Below are 21293 nucleotides of genomic sequence, written 5' to 3'. Positions count from 1 at the left end.
ATAGCACGTAAACTGTGCTAAATATGTACAGCGAGCCTATCAAAAACCGCACCAATGTGCGGTTTTTTTGTACATATAGTTTGACGTTTTAAAAAACGTAATATTTATGACAAAAAAATGTAACATTAAATTAGACAAATTTTCATTAACTTACTATTTGTCAATACCAAAAAAAATTTAATTAAGTTGAACCAAGCCTGCCTCTGCACTATCACATATATGTGCGTGAAAAAACTTGAAGGCACCATCAACCCATACTGACAGGAGAGCCCGATAGTCAATCACGGCACAGTTAAATAATCAAAAGAGGCTTATCAATGAAACGACAAAAAAGAGATAAATTGACGCGTGCACACGCAAAAGGGTATCAAGCTGGTATCAGCGGTCGTTCAAAGGAGAACTGTCCATTTCAGGCTTTTGACGCCAGGTCACAATGGCTCGGAGGCTGGAGGGAAGCCGTTGAAGACAGACAATTAGGATTCAACGTGCGTTAAGCATCTCTTTCAGTATAGGTAAGCCCCGATTTAACGGGGCTTTTTTATACCTGAAAAAAATCAGAATTTAGACGTGTCCTGGAACAGACCGACTTTCAAATCTTTTGCGGTATAAATAACACGGCCGTCTACTTCAACCTGACCATCAGCCAGACCCATAAACAGTTTACGTTTAACTACACGCTTCATGTTGATGCGGTAGGTTACCTTTTTAGCCGTAGGCAGAATTTGACCGGTAAATTTCACTTCACCTACGCCAAGAGCACGACCTTTACCGGGGCCACCGCTCCAGCCAAGGAAGAAACCCACCAGCTGCCACATGGCATCCAGACCCAGACAGCCAGGCATTACAGGGTCACCCGGGAAGTGACAATCAAAGAACCACAGATCAGGCGTGATATCCAGTTCGGCAATGATTTCGCCTTTATCGTACTCACCGCCTTCTTCACTGATATGACTGATACGGTCCATCATCAGCATATTAGGAGCCGGTAATTGACTATTACCCGGCCCGAACATTTCACCGCGGCTACAGGCCAGCAAGTCTTCACGGTTAAAACTATTTTGTTTGTCGGACATGATATCCCTTTGTTGTTAGATTTTCAGCGTGGTAATTTAGCGAACACTTGTACGCTAAACAACTCTGAACAGTCATTTATTGTGAAAATTTACATGTTACACTGTGCACGTAACCACGAGATGACAACGGTATGACTGAAAAGAAAAAAGCCAATCCTTCCGCCAATGCTGAAAAACAGCGTCGTTTCCGCGAAAGACAAAAAGCAGCAGGAAAAAAAATGGTTCGTGGCTATGTCAGCCCCGAAGCCATGCAGTGCTATAAAGAAATCAGCGATAAAACCGGATGGAGTGACAGTGAAGTACTGTCCAACGCGTTACGCATAACCTATGCAGCCTACAAGTGTGGTCAAATCCGTCTTTTGAATCAGTGGCTTAAAGATCAGAAGCGCTAGCCCCGGATTTTAACCAGCGCCGGGAAGGACTCGCGGATGTCGTGTGCTTTCTGACGATCCGGGCTGACGATCCGGGCTGACTCTCTGAGCACCTCTTCTCTTTCCCTGTAAGACCACAGCCGCTCTGCGGTTTGTTTATTGTGCTGTCTGATATCAATCACCGGCAGCATGTAATCCCGTTGTATATCAAAATCCAGCATCGCTGCTTCCAGCGGCGGAATATCTGCCGGATTATGACACAGCGCTGCCGGCAGATTTTTTAGTTCCGGGACCCATTTTTTTATAAGCACAGCTTCAGGATCGAGCCTGGCCGACTGGGTTGCAGGATTATATAACCTGACGATGTGTATACCGGTAATACTGGCCTGCATCTGAATCTGCGGCAGATCCCGTCAGCTGGTCGTTGATATCGGTGATACTCTGACAGATGAAGCGCCAGTGTCTGTCACTCATGTGCGGATCCTGCATGAGTTCCGGCTCATAACAGAATACTAACAGCACCGGCAAACCGCTCCGGACGGCTTCTTTCAGGGGGGCATGATCGCGCAGACGCAAATCCCGTTTGAGCCATCCCACCGCAATATCGGGCTTCAGCTCAGCCATTTGTTGATAAATGTCCGGTCCGGATCATACATATTCGTCTGCTTTTCAAGGTCAAACTGGCGGTGACCACGGGGATCATGACCCACTCCTCCAAGGTAGAGCCAGTTACCCCAGTTACTGCCGGGGTCGTAATCTACCAGACATTGTTCAAACCAGGCCGCCCCGTATTGCCAGTTTTGTCCCAGCTCATGGACCAGACAACTGGCAACCAGTTGTCTGCCGCGGTTAGACATGAAACCGGTTTGCGTCAGTTGCCGCATGCAGGCATCAACAATCGGGTAGCCGGTTCTTCCATGTTGCCAACGGATTATTTTGTCCGCATCGTAGTGACAGGGACGTTTTTCATCCCGCAGTCCTGCTTGCAGATACCAGTCTTTGCCGGGCTTAAGCTGGGCAAAATGAAAAAACTCCCGCCACAATAATTCAAAATAAACCCAGTATGTGGACTCATTGGCTTCCACTTCATCTTCAAAACGCCTGAGCTCAAAATATACCCGGCGGGGAGACAAAGCGCCTGCCGCAAGCCATGGCGAGAAACGTGTACTGGCCGTTTCGTCATCCAGCGCATTTCTGGTTTCTTTATAACGCAGCACATGCCGTTGTTTGAATAAATACACATTCAGCCGTTCCAGCGCAGCATTTTCTCCGCCACGAAAAAGAGGAGGTGTTTTGCTTTTCTCATGTACAGCCGTCACAGATTGCACTTCGGTGGCGAAGGGCGGTGGGTATGATACCGGAGGATCTAATGGTAACTCCGGTATTGTGTTCCTCTCTGTTTGCTTGCGGAATTGTGTAAATTGCCCGGGCATTTCGTTAAGAGAAAAGGGGAGCGAAGACTGATTAAACAGGGATCCGGCATCTTTACACACCGTATTAATACCGTCACAAGCATCAACCACATGTTGCCAGTCCTGCAATTCGTAAAAACCCGGATTCACATGTGCGCCAAGCCAGCTTACATCGTATTTTTTTATCAGTTCTGCAATGATAACAGCCGGGTTACCTTCAAGGATAAGTAACCTCTGGCCAAGAGGTACCAGGGCATCATCCAGTTCATCCAGACATTCAGCGATAAACTGTTCCCTGATTGCGCCGGTGCGTTGTGTGCCGAAAGGTGTTGTTTCTGACAGCCGGCTATCTCTGACATACACCAGCAGCAACTCCGTGACGTTCTGACACATCTCTTCCAGTGCCGGCATATCGTCAAGCCGTAAATCCTGACGGAACCAGAAAATGCCCTTCACACGGGCCGGATAACTGCTTTTTGTATAGTGCGATGTTTTCATTACAAAACCTTAATTTTCACCCGTTTGTAATCAGATTTATTACAATGCCGTATCTATTGCATCATTCTGAATAAAAAGGATAACAACGTGCCGGTACCCGTCAGCATTATGTGGTTCCGCCAGGACTTGCGCGTGAAAGATAATCCCGCGCTTAACGCCGCCTGCGACCTTGGAAAAATTATCCCAGTATATATTGCAGATACGTCTGTACCGGAAAAACGACTTCCCGGTAGTGTAACTAAATGGTGGTTACATCAATCATTAAACTCCCTTAATGATCGTCTTAACGGTCATCTGCAGGTATTCAGCGGCGATCCGGCAGAACTCATTCCTGAACTCATGACACGGTTCGATGTGCAGCATATCTTCTGGAACCGGTTGTATGAGCCCTGGCATGTGGCCAGAGACAAAAAATTGAAGCAGGCTCTGAAAGATGACGGCATAACGGTGAAGAGTTTCAATGGTTCGTTGTTGTGGGAGCCCTGGGACATTGAGAATAAATCAGGATCACCCTATAAGGTATTTACGCCGTTTTACCGTAAAGGATGCTTACAGGCCGCTGAGCCACGTTTTCCCCAGGCGCCGGTAGCCAGAATCACTTACGCGGACGTGGACAATGCAGGCACGTTAATTGATGAACTCGGGTTGATGCCTGATATTCAGTGGTACGATGGCATTGAAAAAATGTGGACACCGGGAGAAGACGGTGCAGCCGACCGGCTTGCTACCTTCATAGACGAAGCCGCAGCGAATTATAAAACCGACCGGGATATTCCGGCAGTGCAGGGCACATCGTTGCTCAGCCCTCATCTTCATGCCGGAGAAATATCTCCTAATCAAATCTGGTATGCCATTAAGGATGCCTTTGGCAACAGTGATGATAAGAATATCGATACCTATCTGAGTGAACTGGGATGGCGGGAATTTGCCCACCACCTTATTTATCATTTTCCTGACTTCCCCGATAAGAACTTCAATGAGAAGTTCGATAAGTTTCCATGGCGCCGGAGTCAGAATGATCTGGAAGCGTGGCAGAAGGGCCGCACAGGTATCCCTGTTGTCGATGCAGGCATGCGGGAATTATGGCACACCGGCTATATGCACAACCGCGTACGGATGATTACCGGTTCATTTCTGGTGAAGAACTTACTTACCGACTGGCGTGAGGGAGAAGCCTGGTTCTGGGATTGTCTGGCTGACGCTGACGGTGCGAATAACACCGCCGGATGGCAGTGGGTGGCAGGGTCGGGTGCCGACGCTGCGCCCTATTTTCGGGTGTTTAATCCGGTGTTGCAGGGGGAGAAATTCGACAAGCAGGGCGAATACGTACGTACCTGGTGTCCCGAACTGAAAAAATTGCCCAACAAATATATTCATAAGCCTTGGGAAGCGGACAAGGCAACGCTCAAACAGGCTGGTATCGTGCTCGGAGAGCAATATCCAGAACCTCTGGTAGATTTAAAAGCGTCACGACAACGGGCACTGGACGCCTTTAATGAAATTAAGGGGTAACCATGGGCTGTACTCTGCGATTGATACTTGGCGACCAGCTCACCGCCACTTTACCGGTGATCACTGACGCGGTGAAAACCCGCGATATTTTGTTGATGGCAGAGGTGAAAGAAGAAGCCACTTATGTGAAGCACCATAAAAAGAAGATTGCATTTTTATTTTCAGCTATGCGGCATTTCGCAGAAGAACTGAAAGATGACGGCTTTAAGGTGCACTACAGGAAGTACGATGACCCTGACAATCAGGGGAGCTTGCTGAATGAAGTAAAAGCGCTGGTGAGCAAATACGATGTTGATAATATCGTTGTAACTGAACCGGGTGAATACCGTTTACTGAAGAGTATGCAGCAGTGGGAAAGTCAGCTCGGTGTGCCTGTGGAGCTGTTACCCGACGAACGGTTCTACGCCAGTAAAGCCAGGTTTGCTGAATGGGCTGAAGGACGGAAAACCCTTCGTATGGAATTCTGGTACCGGGAAATGCGCAAAGAAACCGGCATTCTTATGGAAAATGGTGCGCCGGCGGGGGGAGACTGGAACTACGATGCGAAAAACCGTGAGTCCATGCCCGCCAGTGTCACTCCGCCACCACCGGTAAAATTTGAACCCGATGTGATTACACGGGACGTGATCAGTCTGGTTGAAAAAGAGTTCGGTGATCACTTCGGTGAATTAGATGATTTTCATTATGCCACCGATCGTGCCGGCGCACTTGAGGTATTAAACCGCTTTATTGACGAACGGCTACCGGACTTTGGTCGCTATCAGGACGCCATGCGTCACAACATGCCCTGGTTGTTTCACTCCCATCTGTCCTTTTACATCAATTGCGGTTTGCTGAGTCCCCGGGAGGTGGTTCAGCAGGCAGAAGCCGCCTGGCATGCCGGTGAAGCACCACTGAATTCTGTAGAAGGCTTCATAAGGCAGATCATTGGCTGGCGTGAATTTGTGCGGGGGTTTTACTGGCATTTCATGCCGGGGTTACAGTCAGATAATTATTTCAATGCAAAAAGAACCTTGCCCGACTTTTTCTGGGACGGCTACACCAATATGAATTGTCTGCGTCAGTGTATTACTGACACTAAAAAACATGCCTACGCACACCATATTCAGCGTTTGATGGTGTTAGGTAATTTTTCATTATTGTGTGAGTTATCACCCGCTGAAGTACAGGAATGGTATCTGCTGGTGTACGCAGATGCCTACGAGTGGGTAGAGTTACCTAATGTGTCCGGCATGATTTTATTCGCCGATGGCGGCAATCTCGCAAGCAAACCTTATGTAGCAAGTGGCAGCTACATTAATAAGATGTCTGATTACTGCAAACATTGTGGTTACAGTGTATCGAAAAAGACCGGGGAAGGAGCCTGTCCGTTCAACTACCTGTACTGGCGCTTTCTCGATGCCCATCAGGACAAGTTACGGAAGAACCCGAGAATGGCGCTTGTCTATAAAAGCTACGACAGAATGGCGGAAGAGAAAATAGCGGCAATGCGGGATGACGGTCAACGCTTTCTGACAAAACTGAGTAAAAATGAAGAAGTCTGATTTACCGCAGAAGATGTGTCCGGTTTGCCAGCGGCCATTTACATGGCGCAAAAAGTGGGAACGGAACTGGGAAGCGGTAAAATATTGCTCTAAAAGATGTGCCGGCAATAAACAAAGCCGGCACGACGGTTGATATCAGAACATCCAGCCCGCAGGATCCGGATGGGCCTGATTGTTATCAAGATATTTCATGCCTTTCACACAACGAACAATCAGCCAGACAACCCAGAAAAGAATAACCAGCCAGCCTATCAGCACAACAGACAGAACCGAGCCGATCACCAGATAGAGGAAACCTATCCAGAAAGTACGGATTTGGAAACGGTAGTGGCTTTGCAGCCATTCCGGTGCATCTGATTTATTTATGTAGGCCATCACAACACCCACAAGGCCGGTGATACCAAATAAAATGCCTACCAGATACAGGATATAGACAATTTTGGCAGTGCTGCCTGATGCATTCGTGTTCGCGGGAATTTCGCTCATTTTATTTATCCTTTTTTAAAGTTATTTTTCCATACTATTTTCAGTCGGTTAGAAAGGCGGCTTGATAAATAGTCATGAAATAGTGCGATGAAACCGGACAAAATGCAATGCTCTGTATAGATTGATGGCAAGTTCCTGTGATTAAGTTTTGCTTTTTTTGAGTTTTACAATTGAAACTTATTACAGAAAAACTACGGTTTACATTGGCTGTGTACCGGGACAGTGATAGACAAGTCAGTTCAACCGACATCACTGGTATCCCTATGATCACAAAATTACCTGTTTCTAATTCTGCTATTCTGCTTAGTAGCTTGCTGACACTTTCTGCCTGCTCAACGACTCAAAACAACAATGATGACTGGCAAAATTTACTGTCGCCGGCAGAACAGAAAAACTGGACTGCAAAAATTAATCATCATCCTTCAGGGGTAAATTTTGCCAACACATTCCGGTTTTCAGGAGATATGCTGCTTGTACGTTATGATAGCTATGATGACTTCAACGAACAATTCGGCCATCTTTTCTATGAAGCTGAATTAACCAGCTTTCATCTCAAATTTGAGTACCGCTTTACCGGAGACTTTCTCGAAAGCGCCCCGGGCTACGCACGATTAAACAGTGGTGTAATGTTTGCCAGTCAGTCTGCTGATTCCATCCTCACGGATCAAAACTGGCCGGTTTCGGTGGAAATGCAGCTGTTGGCTGAGCGTGAAGCCGGTGTAGTAAGACCTACAGGAAATATGTGTTCGCCCGGTACAGAAATTTATTATCAGGGCGACATTTATCCTGAACACTGCCTTAACTCGTCATCGCCCACGTTCCCCGCCGGTGAATGGGTGAGAGGCGAATTGATCGTTAAAGACGGGCACGTTACTCAACTTATCAATGAAGATGTGGTTCTTGAATATGATTTAGCTCTCGCTAAAAAGGACGATCTGGTCACCGGTGAAAACCCGGCGACATGGGAACAGATGAAAAACCTGAAGTCAGGTTATATTGCATTTCAAAGTGAAGGGCAGCCCATTGATTTTAAGAATATTTACTTAAAAATACTGTGAATGGTCAGCCTATTCAAAGCTCACTCTCACCGGTCACTGCCTGAAGCGTTTCCTGCGTTGTAAAATAGTTTTGTCAGCGGGAAATTATTCATAATTGAAACCCGGTGACACAAAATGACGTCATATAATTGTTTTTGATTGACCCTGAATATCTTCAAATTTAACGTGAATTTATTGTAAATAAATAGTGAAAGGTCATGCGGCTTGAATGTGTGACGTTTCACTCTTCAAAGGATCCGTTATGAAATTGAAGAAACTGTCACTCTCCATTATTACCGTATTGCATGCCGGCTTAACTACAAATGCGCTCGCTCAGGACAACACACAGGAGAGCGCTACCGGCGATCAGTTAGAAGTTATCGAAGTAAAAGGCTTTCGAAGCTCACTGAACAAATCCCTGCTTACAAAACGCGCTAACGTGAATTCCATGGAGTCCATATCCGCCGAAGATATTGGTAAGTTCCCTGATCTAAACTTAGCCGAATCGCTGCAACGCATTTCAGGTGTCTCAATCAGCCGCGAAGGCGGCGAGGGCAGACGTATCACACTGCGGGGCCTCGGCCCGGACTTTACCCGTGCAACACTGAACGGTATGGAAATACCGGCGGAAACCGATCAGCTGGACTCGTCAATTTCTGCTCTGAGCGGCGGGCGTGCATTTGACTTCAACGTATTTGCGTCTGAATTATTTAATCGCGTGGACGTGCAAAAATCTCCCACTGCATCAATGGAAGAAGGTGGTATCGCGGGTTCTGTAAATCTGTATACCGCCAAGCCTTTTGATAATCCCGGATTTCATTATGCCGGTTCAGCGCAGGCGAACTACAACGATGTCTCCGAAGAGACCACCCCCCGCACGGCGGTAATGGTGAGCAATACCTTTGACGATGATAAGTTTGGTGTCCTTTTCTCACTGGCTTATTCGACCCGGAACGTTAACCAGCAAGGCTTCGGAACCGTAGGCTGGCAAACGCCCGTTAACAATAATATGACTTACGCGGACACCAGCAGTACAAACGTTACCGGGTCGCCGTCGGGTGGTGATTGTCAGTTAAATGGTGCGGATGTGGACGCCATCAATTGTTTATATGCCCCCCGGATCCCGCGGCCGGATTATTTCGGTAACGAACAGACCCGCCTGGGTATTACTTCTTCATTTCAGTATGCACCGTCTGATAATGTGTTACTTACCTTCGACTACTTACATTCACAACTGGAAAATGAGCGCTCGTACTATCACATGTACGCAATGTTCAGAAATTACTTTAATCAAATCACGCCAACATCGGTTACCGTAGCGCCCAATGGCCAGCAAATTATTGCCGGCGAATTTGATGGCATAACTAACCGGGTTGAGAGCCGTGAGACCACCAGTGATACAGCATTTAATCAGTATGTGTTATCGGGAGAGTTTGGCTTAACAGATCGTCTCATTGTGGATGCTATGGTGGGGTATGCAGAAATTGATTTTTCCCGTGATGAATTTCGTCACATTATGGACAGCACTGAGCCGCATAGTTTCGGTTTCGATTTTACGGGTAACCCCAATGCTGCGCTGCTCGACTTCCAGTTCGATTATAATGATCCTGCCTTGTACAACTTGTCCTCTTATGATTTTCAGGATCAGACTGATAAAGAAAACCTGACCGCTAAATTTGATGGAAAATATGTGGCGGATATGGTCGAAGTTAAGGCCGGTGTGGCCTACAACAACCGCAAAGTCTCCCGCCAATATTTCGGTCTGCCAACTTTTTCTACGGGATCTGCAGAAGGCTTAACAGAAATGCTGCCCATCAGTAATTTTGGCGACGGCTTTGACGGAAATTTGTTTCATTTTGTAGTGGCTGATTTTGATGCAGTAAAAGACGCTATCGGCCCCCTCAACTGGCAATCTCAGGATCAGAAAAACACGCAGGTAGAAGAAGAGACCATGGCCGTTTATCTGGAGTTTAATACAGACTTCGATATCGCTGATATGATTTTGCGTACCAACTTTGGTATGCGATATGTCGATACCACCGCCACGTCAACGGGATATATCCGGCTGGAAAATTCTGTAGAAACCATCGTCGCTGAACATGACTATAAGAACTTTTTACCGGCTCTGAATCTGGCACTGGAGCCTGCAGATGATCTCATCGTGCGCTTAGGACTGACGCGGTCAATGACACGCCCCAGCTTAAATACGCTGAACCCGGGCAATCCTGCTTTTCGCTACATTGAAGGTTTCGTGACGGTGGGTAATCCGTACCTTGACCCTTACGTGTCTAACAATGTGGACTTTGGCGTAGAGTGGTATTTTGACGAAGAATCGTTATTGTCTGCCACACTGTTTTATAAAGACATAGAAACCTATATTCGCAGCACACAGGAAGAAAAACTGGTCGACAGTATTTATTACACGGCAATCAATAACGATCCGGTTTATGATCCCGCGATAACGGTTAATCCGTTCAGCGAACCTTATACCCATTATTCCTATGACAATGGCGACGGTACAACCATAAACGGCTTTGAAATCAGCTACCAGCAGCCATTTAACTTCCTGCCCGCGCCCTTCGATAATTTTGGGACAGTGGCGAACTATACCCGTGTCAGTTCCGGTGAAATCGTAGGTGTTTCCGAGAATTCTTACAATTTCACCTTGTACTACGAAACAGAGAAGTATGGTGCCCGCCTGTCGGCAAACAGCAGGGATGACTACTTTATCGAAGTACCCGGCATCACCGGCAATGCTGAAAATGGGGTAACGGGTCCCACAAATATCGACTTTTCCTCGTTCTATAACTGGTCTGAAAAGCTGACGTTCTCCTTTGAAGTCATCAACCTGACGGATGAGTATTCACGGCTGTTCGTCACCGGCGACGGTTCGCTGGACATGGTGCGGGAATATAACAACACGGGAAGACAGTTCTTCCTTGGCGTGCGATATCACAACTAGGCAGCTTTACGTTACGGGGTCATAAGTTCTTATGACCCTATCCTTACCCCGCAACACTTTATTCAGGCCAGGCTCACTATGTTCATACGTTGCTTTCTCTTCGCGGCTCTGTTGTCTGCGTCACATGCCGTATTTTCTTCGGGAGAGCGGTTCACTATTTCGGTCGATGAACCGTCTGTGCGTTTTATTGTTGTACAAAGCCGTGATCCGCTCATTGAATGGGCCGCCAAAGATGTGGCGGATGATTTATCTGCCCGCACCGGTTCGACTTTTGTTGTGGTCAAAAGCGATGACGAGACAGCTTCAACACCATTTATTCGCATAAACGTTGATGGCTCATTACCGCTACTCAATGCCAGTGCATTTCCTCATGGTAATCATGAAGCATTTGCCATTCACACAAACCAGGACACTCTGGTGATCACCGGTGCTGATGTTAGGGGCACGGTATACGGTCTGTTTACGTTAGCCGAAAAAATGGGTATTTCACCGTGGCAATGGTGGGCGGATGTGCCGGTGAAAAAAGCCAACGTGCCGCTAACGCTGGACAAGTTACCGGTTGTTGAAGGTCCTGCTGTGAAGTACCGCGGTATTTTCATTAACGATGAAGACTGGGGCTTACTTCCATGGGCGTCTCGTACATTCGAGCCGGATACTGCCAATATAGGGCCCCGGACTTATGAAAAAATTTTTCAGTTACTGCTCAGATTAAAAGCCAATACCATCTGGCCTGCCATGCATCCGGGTACCCGTGCCTTCTTCACTGTGCCGGGCAACAAGGAGATGGCGCAGCGCTACCACATTCATGTGGGCAGTTCTCATGCCGAACCCATGTTAAGAAACAATGTGGATGAATGGGACAAGCAGCAATCAGGTGATTTCAATTACACCAATAATGCGGCAAGGGTCAATGAATACTGGCGAAGCCGTGTTGTGCAAGTCAGTGATATGTCTGATCTGGCGATGTTTACCCTGGGTATGCGTGGCATTCATGACAGCGGAATGGAAGGTACCAATTCACAGCAGCAAGCCAAAGACACTTTACAGCAGGCTATCAATACCCAGCGTGCACAACTTGAAGCGGTTTTTGGAAAGCCCGCTGAAACGCTTACGCAAATGTTTACGCCTTACAAAGAAGTACTCTCACTGTACGAAATGGGATTATCTGTGCCTGACGATGTCACACTGGTGTGGCCTGATGATAACTACGGTTATATCCGCCGGCACAGCAACCATGCTGAACAAACACGGTCAGGCGGAGCAGGGGTGTACTACCATTTAAGCTATTGGGGCAGACCCCATGATTATTTATGGCTGAGCAGTACCCACCCCGCGTTAATACAGTTTGAAATGCAACGTGCATTTGAAAATGGTGCTGACCGTATCTGGATAGCCAATGTGGGTGACATCAAACCCCTTGAATACAATATGGAATGGTTCTTACATCTCGGGTGGTACGGGCCGGATAAAGTGTCTGACGCAAAGATGTTCGCTTCTTATCAGTTGGGCAGAGACTTTGCGATTTCTGAACCCCGATATGCCGCAGAGCTATTATTTGACTATTACCATCTGGCCTTTATCCGTCGCCCGGAATTCATGGGATGGAGTCAAACCGAACCCACGACACAAACCCAATTATCCGGCTGGGACGGCAAAACCATTGAAAATCGTCTTCAGCAATACCAAAAGCTTGAGACATCCATTTTTGAACTGGGCAAAGGCATTCAGCCAGAAGAGCAATCAGCCTGGTTTCAACTTATGAGCTATCCGGTGCAGGCGGCATCAGAAATGAATAAAAAGTGGCTGTTCAGACACAAAGCTGCTTTTACAGTCTCACAATCTGTAGCTGATAAGCTGATGGAAAAAGCACTGGATGCACATAACACTATCGACGGGCTAACTCAGCAATATAACAGATTGTCTGACGGCAAATGGGCCGGCATGATGGATGCTGCACCGCGCAAACTGCCGGTTTTTAGCAAGCCGGAACTGATTACGTTGACGGATGACGAAAAACAAAAGCGAGAAAGAGTCAACAACGGATCCCAAAGTAAGCAAATCAAACCGGCATCAGTAAAGTTCATTTCACCTGAGGGTTACAGCTGGCAGGAAGTGAGAGATCTGGGCTATTCCGGCAAAGCATTAACACTTTATCCGCTGAAGCAACAATACTTCTCAGAAAAGGCCGCTGTTACTTACCAGTTCAACCTTGATATTGCACAGGATGTAACGTTAAACGTTGCCACGTTACCTGTGCATTCCAATGATTTTTCTCATGAGATTGCAATATCTCTGGCACAAAAACCAGTGACGATATTCACGCTGAACACCATAGGACGAAGCGAGCAGTGGAAGCAGGGCGTATTGAACAACCGCATTCACAATAGTGTCAATCTGGGAAGGCTGAGTAAGGGTGCTCACAATGTGACCCTTTCAGTGAATCAAAACGGTATTGTCATTGATGAGGTCTGGCTATCTGAACGTGGTTCTTAATAAGAGAATAGGGCACAATGCCGGCTGTTTTTTAAATAGCGGAGTTCTTATGTCTTTCAGGAGTGTTGAAGCGTTAACCTCTCAACTGGCCAGCGCACCGGATGAAATTGTATTCAGCGATGTGATTTCGTTTGTTGACGATAACTACATTTTCACGCCTTCGGCTTTTAGTAATGGCACAGTAAACAATGAAACGAATCAAAATAACGGGTCCTGTAAACTGTTGGCCCTTGGCCAGCTATTAGGGTTAACACAGGCGCAGACACTCGCACTTTTTGGCAGTTACTACCGTGATGATGTGCTTAAGCATCCTGAAGGTACCGACCACGCAAATATTCGCAATTTCATGGTCTCAGGATTCGACGGTTTGCAGTTTGATACGTTTCCCTTAGCGGAAAAATAAAGCGCCTGTTTATCTAACCCCGGCGCTTTTGTCCCTTGGTTAGTCTGGCCATGCCGCCTTGTTTAACAGCCGCCTGCTGGCCATAGTGACCGGGCATTTCCGGAGAGCGCCAGCCTCCGGCAAGCTGCATTTCAGGTAGCGTGGCGCCATTTTCTGCCAGTGAAACCGCCGCTCCCACACGACCGCTGTGAGGGGTGATATTTTCCTGAATACCAGCAAGTGCAGCAATGCGTTTCCAGGTGCGATAAATGCTCGAGTAATCCAGCTTCGGGGCCTGTTTGAAATTCTCACTTTCATCATAAGGCAACAGAGCGTGGCCTCTGTTTGAGACGCGGCGGAACAACACGCCTTTGTTTATCCTTCGCGGATCATCTTCACTTCGCTCAACTTTTTGCTGAGCGTCATAATTCGCTTCAGCAACATACTCGTCAATCATATCCAGCGTATTGGGAGAAATGTACCTGTACTGGCCTTTGCCGGTCTGGTCACTTTTTGATGTTAAGACGAGCAGGGCGTTAGTACGCTTATTAATGTCAGATATACAAACGCGAACGACTTCATCGGCCCTGAGCAGCGCGTCGAACATCAGATTAATCATGGCCAGATCGCGCATTTCCAGCAGTGTGTCCGGGATCACCCGATCATTAATTTTTTCCAGCAAATCCAGTGTCAGCGGTACCGCCTGATGGTGACTGAACTGGTATTTCTCATTTTCAGCCAGCGACAGCCGGATGAAGTCTTTAAGATAGACAGACTGCACAATGGGGTTCGGTAATTTGGCAATACCCAGAAATTTACTCAACGCACTGAGCCTGCGTTTGATGGTGCGGTAAGCCAGTGGTGACTGACATAACATCTCTACATAACGTTTGACACAGAGTTCGTTATTTTCAAATGAAGCATTGAATCCGCTCAATCCGGATTGCTCACAGAATATAACAAACTCGTTGAAATCGCTGATGTAAGCACGCTGCGTATTACGGGGTAACCGTGAGAAAATATCATTGAAGTACTGATTCACAGCATCGCGGTAACAGTCTGTAAACTGTAACTGCTGAGATGCCGGCAACTTCATGTCAGCTCCTTAAAATATACAGGTATTTAAACGGATGGCACGCATGAAGGATAAAAGCCGGCATACGTGGGAGTACGATGCCGGTAGTATATCTAAATTGATATTTGCTGTATATAAATACAGCTCTTGTGTGTTTCGGGCAGGGAAAGCCTATTCAGCGCTATCCCGTAAAGTAAAACCCGTCAGCCATTCAAGGATCAAATCTTTATGATTGTCAGCCCATTGTTGAGACACGGTTTCAATATCCTCACCATTTTCTACAGCGGAGAGCATTGTCACCAGTTCCGCGTCATCAATCACAAACCGGTTTAACAGCTTCAGCAGCTCGGGGGAACGCTCTTCCAGTTGTGAACGAAAACCCAGTTTGATTTCACTTTGCGGCCAGGAGGTACCTGTGCTGAGTTTATTGAGTCCCTGAGCTTTGAAAATGGCTTGCCATATTGCGGCGTCATGTGCAGGCTCTTCAACGAAATGTACATGGCGGTTTCCAAACAATGCATCAGGGTAATAGCAGAAGAATAAGCCTGGCTGTTCATTCTGATTGTTGCGGTTAATCAGCTGCTCCAGTAAGTCCAGGTCAAACACGTGATAGTCATAATACGCATCCAGACCATAGGCGTTGAGACGTCGCTTCTCAATTGCCACTGATGCCCAGCCTTTGGCTCCCACCCAAATATCACCACGTCCATTACCGGACAAGTCAAAACGTGAAGCGTTTTCCGGAGTAACCAGATCGTTTACTGCTAACGTTGCCGGCGCTGTAAAATCGGTATAGCAGAGGCCTTGTTTTCCCATGCCGGCGCTTTCACCCAATTTAACCGTTTCGAACGCCCGCACATACCGGCGGATCAGGTCGGCATTGTTAGCCAGCCAGATATCCGGATGCACATCAATGTCGCCGTCGTGTTGGCCCATCTGTTTAAAGGCTTGCTCATGAGTAACGTTGATGAGCTGTGCCCGCGACTCTGTGTGTTCATTAATAATCGTGGCAAGAATATGAGCTTTAACTTGAGCGGTCGGCCAGTCCAGTAAGGCAATATTCAGTTCTGCGTTATTTAAATCGCGCTTCGACAGAATGGGCGCTGACTCATCCCGTTTCACATCATCCAGCGTTTCATATAAAAAGCCGTAGCCGAATCCACAAAACAAAAACACAAAAATACTGAAAATCCAGTAACTGTGACTCACGGTTTCGGGACCGACCGTTTTCAGGCTCAAAGTACGCTCTACAGCTTCATGCTGCACGTCAAACTCCGGGGCGTCTGATTTCTGCTTAAATTCGTCTGCATATTCCAGTAAGTCACGGCACACCAGCGCGTGATCGTGGCGTATCTGGATATACTGATTCCGTTCATTAATAACCAGAATGAGAAATATAACCGAAGTAGCCAGAATGAGCGCAAACAATGCCGTGGAGAAACTTTCAGGACGAAATATGAGTGAGAAGAAGACGTTCGTTGCGCCAAGCAAGATGAGAATGACCAGTTCTTCCGGTGGAATTCTGTCACTTTCCATGGTCATCAGTTTCTGACCCACCTGGAAATTATCCAGCAAACGCTCTCGATATATCGGAGTATTTTCAGTACCGGCAATCAGTACTTTCTTAATGTCCTGAATTTCCAGCTGAGCATTGCGCATATCCTTTGCGCCGTTAAAAGCCCGTAAGAACACGTATAAATGTTTAACGATATAATTATTTATCAGTGCTTTGTACTTCTCAGCAGATACGCCGCCGGACGGTGAAGAGGAGGGGAGTTGCATCACCGAATCATTAAACTCTACCAGCAAACGTTCCCGTTCCCGGTTAAGGGATGTTGTCCGCTCAAGAGCAAAGGTACCCAACAGAACAAAAAAGACCGTGGATACAGCGAGTAAATCGTAATACGAGTCAATGGGATAAGTTGGCGCGAATAACACCCATATCCCCACCATGCATACGGTACTGAAAAGAATGAGCAGCGATGAACGCAGAGGAAAGCGCAGCCCGAGAAAAATATTGGCCGACACAATAAGAACGGATGCAACCGCTTCATATTGATTGAGTAATCGGCCCTGTAACAGAGCAAGGATCACTACCGCGCCAACAGGCATGAAATACCAGAACACGCTGACAGACGCATTCGTCGCTGAAAACACGGATAAGTCGTAGAGCAAACTTCCCAGTGCCAGAATAGCGATACCGGCAAAGGCCACCAACGCATAATCCATATAATCAAACTGATTTGCCGTATCGCCAAACAAAAACAGGATGGAGAGCATACCGGGGGCAGCTACACAACGAACACCTGATTCCGTCAGTAAAGCTTTATTCAATGAACTGAGGTTGAGAGCATTTTTATCTGAGATAGCAGACCAGGCATCCATGCATTTCATGCGCATATAGCAGTTAATTGCCATAGCAAGCCCGCCTGATGCCGCCAGTAAAATGGTATTTATCATCGGACTTTCCAGCAGCAGCCAGTCTGCAATATCCAGATTCGGGCTCATCAGAACGATGAAACCGGCAAACGCTGCTGCAGAGAAAATATAATCGTTCGCCGTGGTTGTTCTGTGCTTTTTACGCAACGTGCTGTCTATGTAAAAAAATACAATTGGCCAGGCTTCGAATATGAGAATGGCAATAACATCAAATTCCTGCGACATGTTCAGTGCCGCATATAAAAGCAGATGGTTTGCACAGATAAGGGCACCGGAAAACAGCGTGGGTACAAGCAGCGCCGGTGTTTTGAAATGGACTGCAATATCAGAGAAAAAGCCTTGTTGCCGCTTTGCAAACATGACCATGACGACCACAAGCGTAGAAATAGCAGCCAGCGTATGCGAAGTAGCAGCGACAAAGATTGGGCTGGAGCGGTCTATCAGGTAGTTAACCACCGGCGGATAAAGCATCCACAAAAGAATAGAGGCGCACATTAACACTATGGGTGAACGCATAAATTGAATGACGAGATGCTGCAAGAAGATAGCTCCTTTATCCTGTATTTTAGCGGCGGGAGATAGACGTTTATCTACTCAATGACCTTTTAATCTGTTGAATAGTATCATGTTTTACTTTTGTTTATTTTCTAATTTCTTTGAATTGAAGGTGTATGTGTATGTGTATGTTCAAACGGGTGCTGAGAACTTTATGGATTTAAAGAACTAAAACTCACTGGAAGTGTATATGGTCGTTTTTGGTGTTGCAATCATGTTAAGTCCGACCTTGGCTTGTTCTTCAATTGTGTGCATATATTTTAAAATTGAACATTTCGTTTACATTAGCCATTCATTCACATATTATACCTTTGTCTAGGGTTAACGTTTTACCTTAGTTTTGCTCCCAGATTCGAGTGCTCAATTCAAACTGGGATCAATAAATTGTTGCAGAATACAAACCAGTTTCCGCTAATTTATTCAAGCGGTTCGCGGGACAGGTCAGACGCCGGACATGAAATCCATTTTTATATATAAAAATGAAAAATTTAATTTGCAAGGGTAAACGTATAACCTTGAGTCCTATTTAAATGCGGTGATGCATTCGAGTGATTCTGCACATATTTTTGACACATTGAGGAAGCGGGGCAGACGTTTGCCCTCTGAAGGAGACATACATGACTGCAAATACAAAATTCAATAAGAATAATAAAAAAAGAGTTTTTCTGAAAAGTTCTTTATATTTGGCAATACTTTCTTCTCTGGGCACGCCTCTGGCTATGGCGCAAAGTGATGAAGCAGAAGCGAATGCCGGAAACACTGAAGTCATTGAAGTGCGTGGATTCAGAAACTCGCTGAAAGAGTCTATGCTCAACAAGAAAGCGTCAGATGTGGTATCTGACGGTATTTCGGCAGAAGACCTGGGTAAGTTTCCCGATCAGAACGTCGCGGAATCGCTACAGCGCATTACCGGTGTAGCCATCGACCGTAGTGGTGGTGAAGGCCAGTTTATTACTGTTCGAGGATTTGGTCCGCAGTTTAACACCGTTCTGATCAACGGTCGCCAGATCGCCACGGAAAACCAGGGGCGAGAATTCAGTTTTGATACCTTACCGGCAGAACTTATTAGCGGCGCTAATGTATATAAAAGCCCGGTTTCTTCGCTGCAGGCAGGTGGTATCGGCTCCACGGTTAATGTAACTACAGCCAATCCATTCGATTTTGACGGGTTTGCCGGTGCAGCCAGTGTGAAGGGCATGTATGAAGAGATTTCGGAAGAAACCTCGCCTCAGATTTCCGGTTTGATCACTAACCGGTTCATGGATGACAAGCTCGGGGTGCTGGTAGCCGGTTCCCTGCAAAAACGTAAAGCGCAGACCAATATTCTTCAGGTACGCGACTGGCGCTCGAATGTCAGCCTGACCAATCGTTCTCAAACTGATGACCCTCAGTATGCAGATTCTGAGCAGTTCAACGGCGTATACGTTCCGCAAAACTTTGACCAGATTGTAGATCTGGCGGATCGTCAGCGCACTAGCGGGAACGTAGTGGTGCAATATGCGCCGCAAGACAACATGATGATCAAAGTCGACGCGCTCTACTCTAAATTTGAAGTAGGCTCCCGTCGTAACACCGTTGGTCACTGGCTGTCGGACAGCAACCTTGATAATCTTGAAGTGAATGAAAACGGCACCGTTACCTCTCTGGACAGCACATTAGTAGATGGCGTGGGTGGTGCAACCGACTTCATTCAGAGCAGCGACTCCCGTGACGTGGAGATCCAGGCGTACGGTATCAACTATGAATGGCTGGTAAATGACTACTTCACAGCAACCTTCGATATCTCAACGTCGACGGCGAAAAACAATAGCGGTGGTAATAACTACTTTACTGTAGTGGGCTATAACAACTCTTACAGCCTGGACTTTTCCGGTGAAACGCCCACGATTGATATCGAAGGCGGTACAGACGCGCTGACCAACATTCCGGCCGGTCGTATGCACGTCACCAACCGTGAAGGTTACGATATTGAAGACACTATCGATGAATATCGTGCGGATTTCACCTGGTTACCTGATTCCGGTAATGCGTTTTCGAAAATGGAATTCGGTGCGTACTATCAGGATCGGAACAAAGACAACAACAGTCTGACGTCCAGCCTGTGTAACGTGTACTGTGGTTATCAAACTGATATTCCGGATGACTTGCTGTACATCTACTCACCACAAAACTATTTCTCAAACGCCAGTCAGCAGTGGATTGCTTACGATCCTGAAGCGTATTTTGACTATGCCGTGTCAGACGAGGCAATTCAGCAGGTAGCGGATAACACCGGCCAGACTTTTGATGAAGTACGTGCCATCGTTGATGCTGAGGGCCTGAACAGCCCGTCGCTTGCCGGCAATTCATTCTCAGTGAATGAAGAAGTCATCAGCCTGTACGCACAGATGTATTTCAGCCTGTTGATTTCTGACATGCCAGTGGATATTAACTTCGGCCTGCGCTATAGCGAGACTGACACCACCACAACCGGTTACGGTCGTGAACTGCTGGACGTGGTGCCTGTGCCAAACGACCCGTCTGACTACAGCGATGTGTATGCCACCAACGAAGGTGTGCCGATTGCAGAGTCCAACAGCTATTCTAATCTGCTGCCTAACATTAATGCGAAAATGGATCTCACCGATGATTTGATGCTGCGCGTTGGCTTCTCTGAAACGCTGACCCGTCCAACCATGAGCGATCTGGTGCCGGTGTTCAATGTCTCGGTGACCCGTCCGAATAACCTGCAGGCAGATTCCGGTAACGCTGATCTGAAGCCCTTCCTGTCGACTAACTTCGACCTTTCACTGGAATGGTACTATGCCGATACCAGCTACCTTTCTGTAGCGGCGTTCAAGAAAGAAGTGGAAGACTTCATTGTGGCGTCGTTCGAAACCCGCACCCTGAATCTGGCAAGTGGTGCTTACGATTTCACCGTTCGTCTACCTGACAACGGCGAAACAGCTGACGTGAATGGTCTGGAAATCGCGTGGCTGCACACCTTCGACAGCGGTTTTGGTATTCAGGCTAACGCCACTATCGTAAACAGCGATGCATCACTGGATAGCGAAGACAACAGCCAGGTGTTCGCGCTGGAAGGTCTGGGTGATTCACAAAACATCATCCTGTTCTATGAACAGGGTCCAATGCAGGCTCGTGTGGCTTACAACAACCGAGAAGGTTTTATGCAGGATCTGGTTAGCCCGCTGGGTGGCACAGAACCGCGCTTCACTGAAACCTACGGTCAGTTCGATGTCAGTGCCAGTTACGATATCAACGAAAACTTCACGGTTTTTGTTGAAGGTATAAATGTAACTGGTGAAGAGTTACGTCGTCACGGTCGTTACAGCGAACAGTTCATTCAGATGATTGATAACGGAGCACGTTATACCGTGGGTGTACGCACCAGCTTCTAAGTTCTCAGCTCGACAAAGGCAGGCACAGCAATGCGCTTGCCTTTTTTAGTTTTTCT

General features: G+C 47.0%; 17 protein-coding genes. 10 read left to right on the top strand and 7 right to left on the bottom strand.

Annotation, left to right across the window (positions count from 1 at the left end; genetic code table 11):
- Positions 1–317 precede the first annotated feature (317 nt).
- A complete protein-coding gene (gene rmf, locus ACXAGR_RS17555; RefSeq protein ID WP_070124638.1) occupies positions 318–494 on the top strand; it encodes a ribosome modulation factor in 177 nt (58 codons plus the stop codon).
- A gap of 60 nt (positions 495–554) precedes the next feature.
- Here the strand turns inward: rmf and fabA are convergent, their stop codons facing one another.
- Entirely contained in the window at positions 555–1073 is a 519-nt protein-coding gene (gene fabA, locus ACXAGR_RS17550; protein WP_119501365.1) for a 3-hydroxyacyl-[acyl-carrier-protein] dehydratase FabA, read from the bottom strand.
- A 131-nt stretch (positions 1074–1204) separates the two neighbouring features.
- On the opposite strand from fabA, the gene ACXAGR_RS17545 reads away from it, so the two are divergent.
- Positions 1205–1465, top strand: a complete 261-nt coding sequence (locus ACXAGR_RS17545; protein ID WP_119501366.1) for a hypothetical protein — start codon at positions 1205–1207, stop codon at positions 1463–1465.
- Here the strand turns inward: ACXAGR_RS17545 and ACXAGR_RS17540 are convergent.
- The 3 genes from ACXAGR_RS17540 to ACXAGR_RS17530 are packed head-to-tail and all read right to left on the bottom strand — an operon-like array spanning position 1462 to position 3354.
- Positions 1462–1836 (bottom strand): FAD-binding domain-containing protein, encoded by a 375-nt coding sequence (locus ACXAGR_RS17540; RefSeq protein WP_474851570.1) that lies wholly within the window; start codon positions 1834–1836, stop codon positions 1462–1464. The genes ACXAGR_RS17545 and ACXAGR_RS17540 overlap by 4 nt on opposite strands.
- A complete protein-coding gene (locus ACXAGR_RS17535; RefSeq protein WP_474844194.1) occupies positions 1793–2068 on the bottom strand; it encodes a deoxyribodipyrimidine photo-lyase in 276 nt (91 codons plus the stop codon). The genes ACXAGR_RS17540 and ACXAGR_RS17535 overlap by 44 nt, the downstream gene beginning before the upstream one ends.
- Positions 2056–3354: a DASH family cryptochrome gene (locus tag ACXAGR_RS17530; RefSeq protein ID WP_474851568.1), complete on the bottom strand. Its 1299-nt coding sequence runs from the start codon at positions 3352–3354 to the stop codon at positions 2056–2058. Before ACXAGR_RS17530 ends, ACXAGR_RS17535 begins: the two co-directional genes overlap by 13 nt.
- 87 nt (positions 3355–3441) lie before the next feature.
- Here ACXAGR_RS17530 and ACXAGR_RS17525 point away from each other — a divergent pair, with 87 nt between their 5' ends.
- From ACXAGR_RS17525 to ACXAGR_RS17515, 3 genes are read left to right on the top strand one after another with little or no spacing between them, the layout of a single operon-like run.
- Positions 3442–4866, top strand: coding sequence for a cryptochrome/photolyase family protein (locus tag ACXAGR_RS17525; protein ID WP_474851566.1), 1425 nt, complete (start codon positions 3442–3444; stop codon positions 4864–4866).
- A 2-nt stretch (positions 4867–4868) separates the two neighbouring features.
- The gene (locus ACXAGR_RS17520; protein WP_474844197.1) at positions 4869–6410 is read left to right on the top strand and encodes a cryptochrome/photolyase family protein; all 1542 of its coding nucleotides are present in this window, start codon (positions 4869–4871) and stop codon (positions 6408–6410) included.
- Positions 6397–6543, top strand: coding sequence for a DUF2256 domain-containing protein (locus ACXAGR_RS17515; RefSeq protein WP_474851564.1), 147 nt, complete (start codon positions 6397–6399; stop codon positions 6541–6543). The genes ACXAGR_RS17520 and ACXAGR_RS17515 overlap by 14 nt, the downstream gene beginning before the upstream one ends.
- Before the next feature lie 2 nt (positions 6544–6545).
- On the opposite strand, the gene ACXAGR_RS17510 is transcribed toward ACXAGR_RS17515, so the two are convergent.
- The gene (locus tag ACXAGR_RS17510) at positions 6546–6896 is read right to left on the bottom strand and encodes a DUF4870 family protein (RefSeq protein WP_474844198.1); all 351 of its coding nucleotides are present in this window, start codon (positions 6894–6896) and stop codon (positions 6546–6548) included.
- 263 nt (positions 6897–7159) lie between these two features.
- Here ACXAGR_RS17510 and ACXAGR_RS17505 point away from each other — a divergent pair, with 263 nt between their 5' ends.
- The 4 genes from ACXAGR_RS17505 to ACXAGR_RS17490 all read left to right on the top strand — a co-directional run bounded on the left by ACXAGR_RS17505 (position 7160) and on the right by ACXAGR_RS17490 (position 13791).
- Positions 7160–7954, top strand: a complete 795-nt coding sequence (locus tag ACXAGR_RS17505) for a 3-keto-disaccharide hydrolase (RefSeq protein WP_474851562.1) — start codon at positions 7160–7162, stop codon at positions 7952–7954.
- A 241-nt stretch (positions 7955–8195) separates the two neighbouring features.
- Positions 8196–10895 carry a TonB-dependent receptor gene (locus ACXAGR_RS17500; protein ID WP_474851560.1) on the top strand — a complete coding sequence of 900 codons (2700 nt, stop codon included), beginning with the start codon at positions 8196–8198 and terminating at the stop codon, positions 10893–10895.
- A 78-nt stretch (positions 10896–10973) separates the two neighbouring features.
- A complete protein-coding gene (locus tag ACXAGR_RS17495) occupies positions 10974–13388 on the top strand; it encodes a glycosyl hydrolase 115 family protein (protein ID WP_474851558.1) in 2415 nt (804 codons plus the stop codon).
- A 49-nt stretch (positions 13389–13437) separates the two neighbouring features.
- A complete protein-coding gene (locus tag ACXAGR_RS17490) occupies positions 13438–13791 on the top strand; it encodes a HopJ type III effector protein (RefSeq protein ID WP_474851556.1) in 354 nt (117 codons plus the stop codon).
- A 13-nt stretch (positions 13792–13804) separates the two neighbouring features.
- Here the strand turns inward: ACXAGR_RS17490 and ACXAGR_RS17485 are convergent, their stop codons facing one another.
- Complete coding sequence (locus tag ACXAGR_RS17485; protein ID WP_474851555.1) at positions 13805–14866, bottom strand: tyrosine-type recombinase/integrase; 1062 nt, start codon at positions 14864–14866, stop codon at positions 13805–13807.
- 150 nt (positions 14867–15016) lie between these two features.
- Positions 15017–17824 carry a glycine betaine ABC transporter substrate-binding protein gene (locus ACXAGR_RS17480; protein ID WP_474851553.1) on the bottom strand — a complete coding sequence of 936 codons (2808 nt, stop codon included), beginning with the start codon at positions 17822–17824 and terminating at the stop codon, positions 15017–15019.
- A 632-nt stretch (positions 17825–18456) separates the two neighbouring features.
- Here ACXAGR_RS17480 and ACXAGR_RS17475 point away from each other — a divergent pair.
- Positions 18457–21237 carry a TonB-dependent receptor gene (locus tag ACXAGR_RS17475; RefSeq protein ID WP_474844205.1) on the top strand — a complete coding sequence of 927 codons (2781 nt, stop codon included), beginning with the start codon at positions 18457–18459 and terminating at the stop codon, positions 21235–21237.
- The last annotated feature ends 56 nt before the right edge of the window (positions 21238–21293 follow it).

The sequence above is a fragment of the Alteromonas sp. ABH4_457 genome, assembly GCF_056160625.1.
This window is presented reverse-complemented; position numbering and strand designations above follow the sequence as displayed.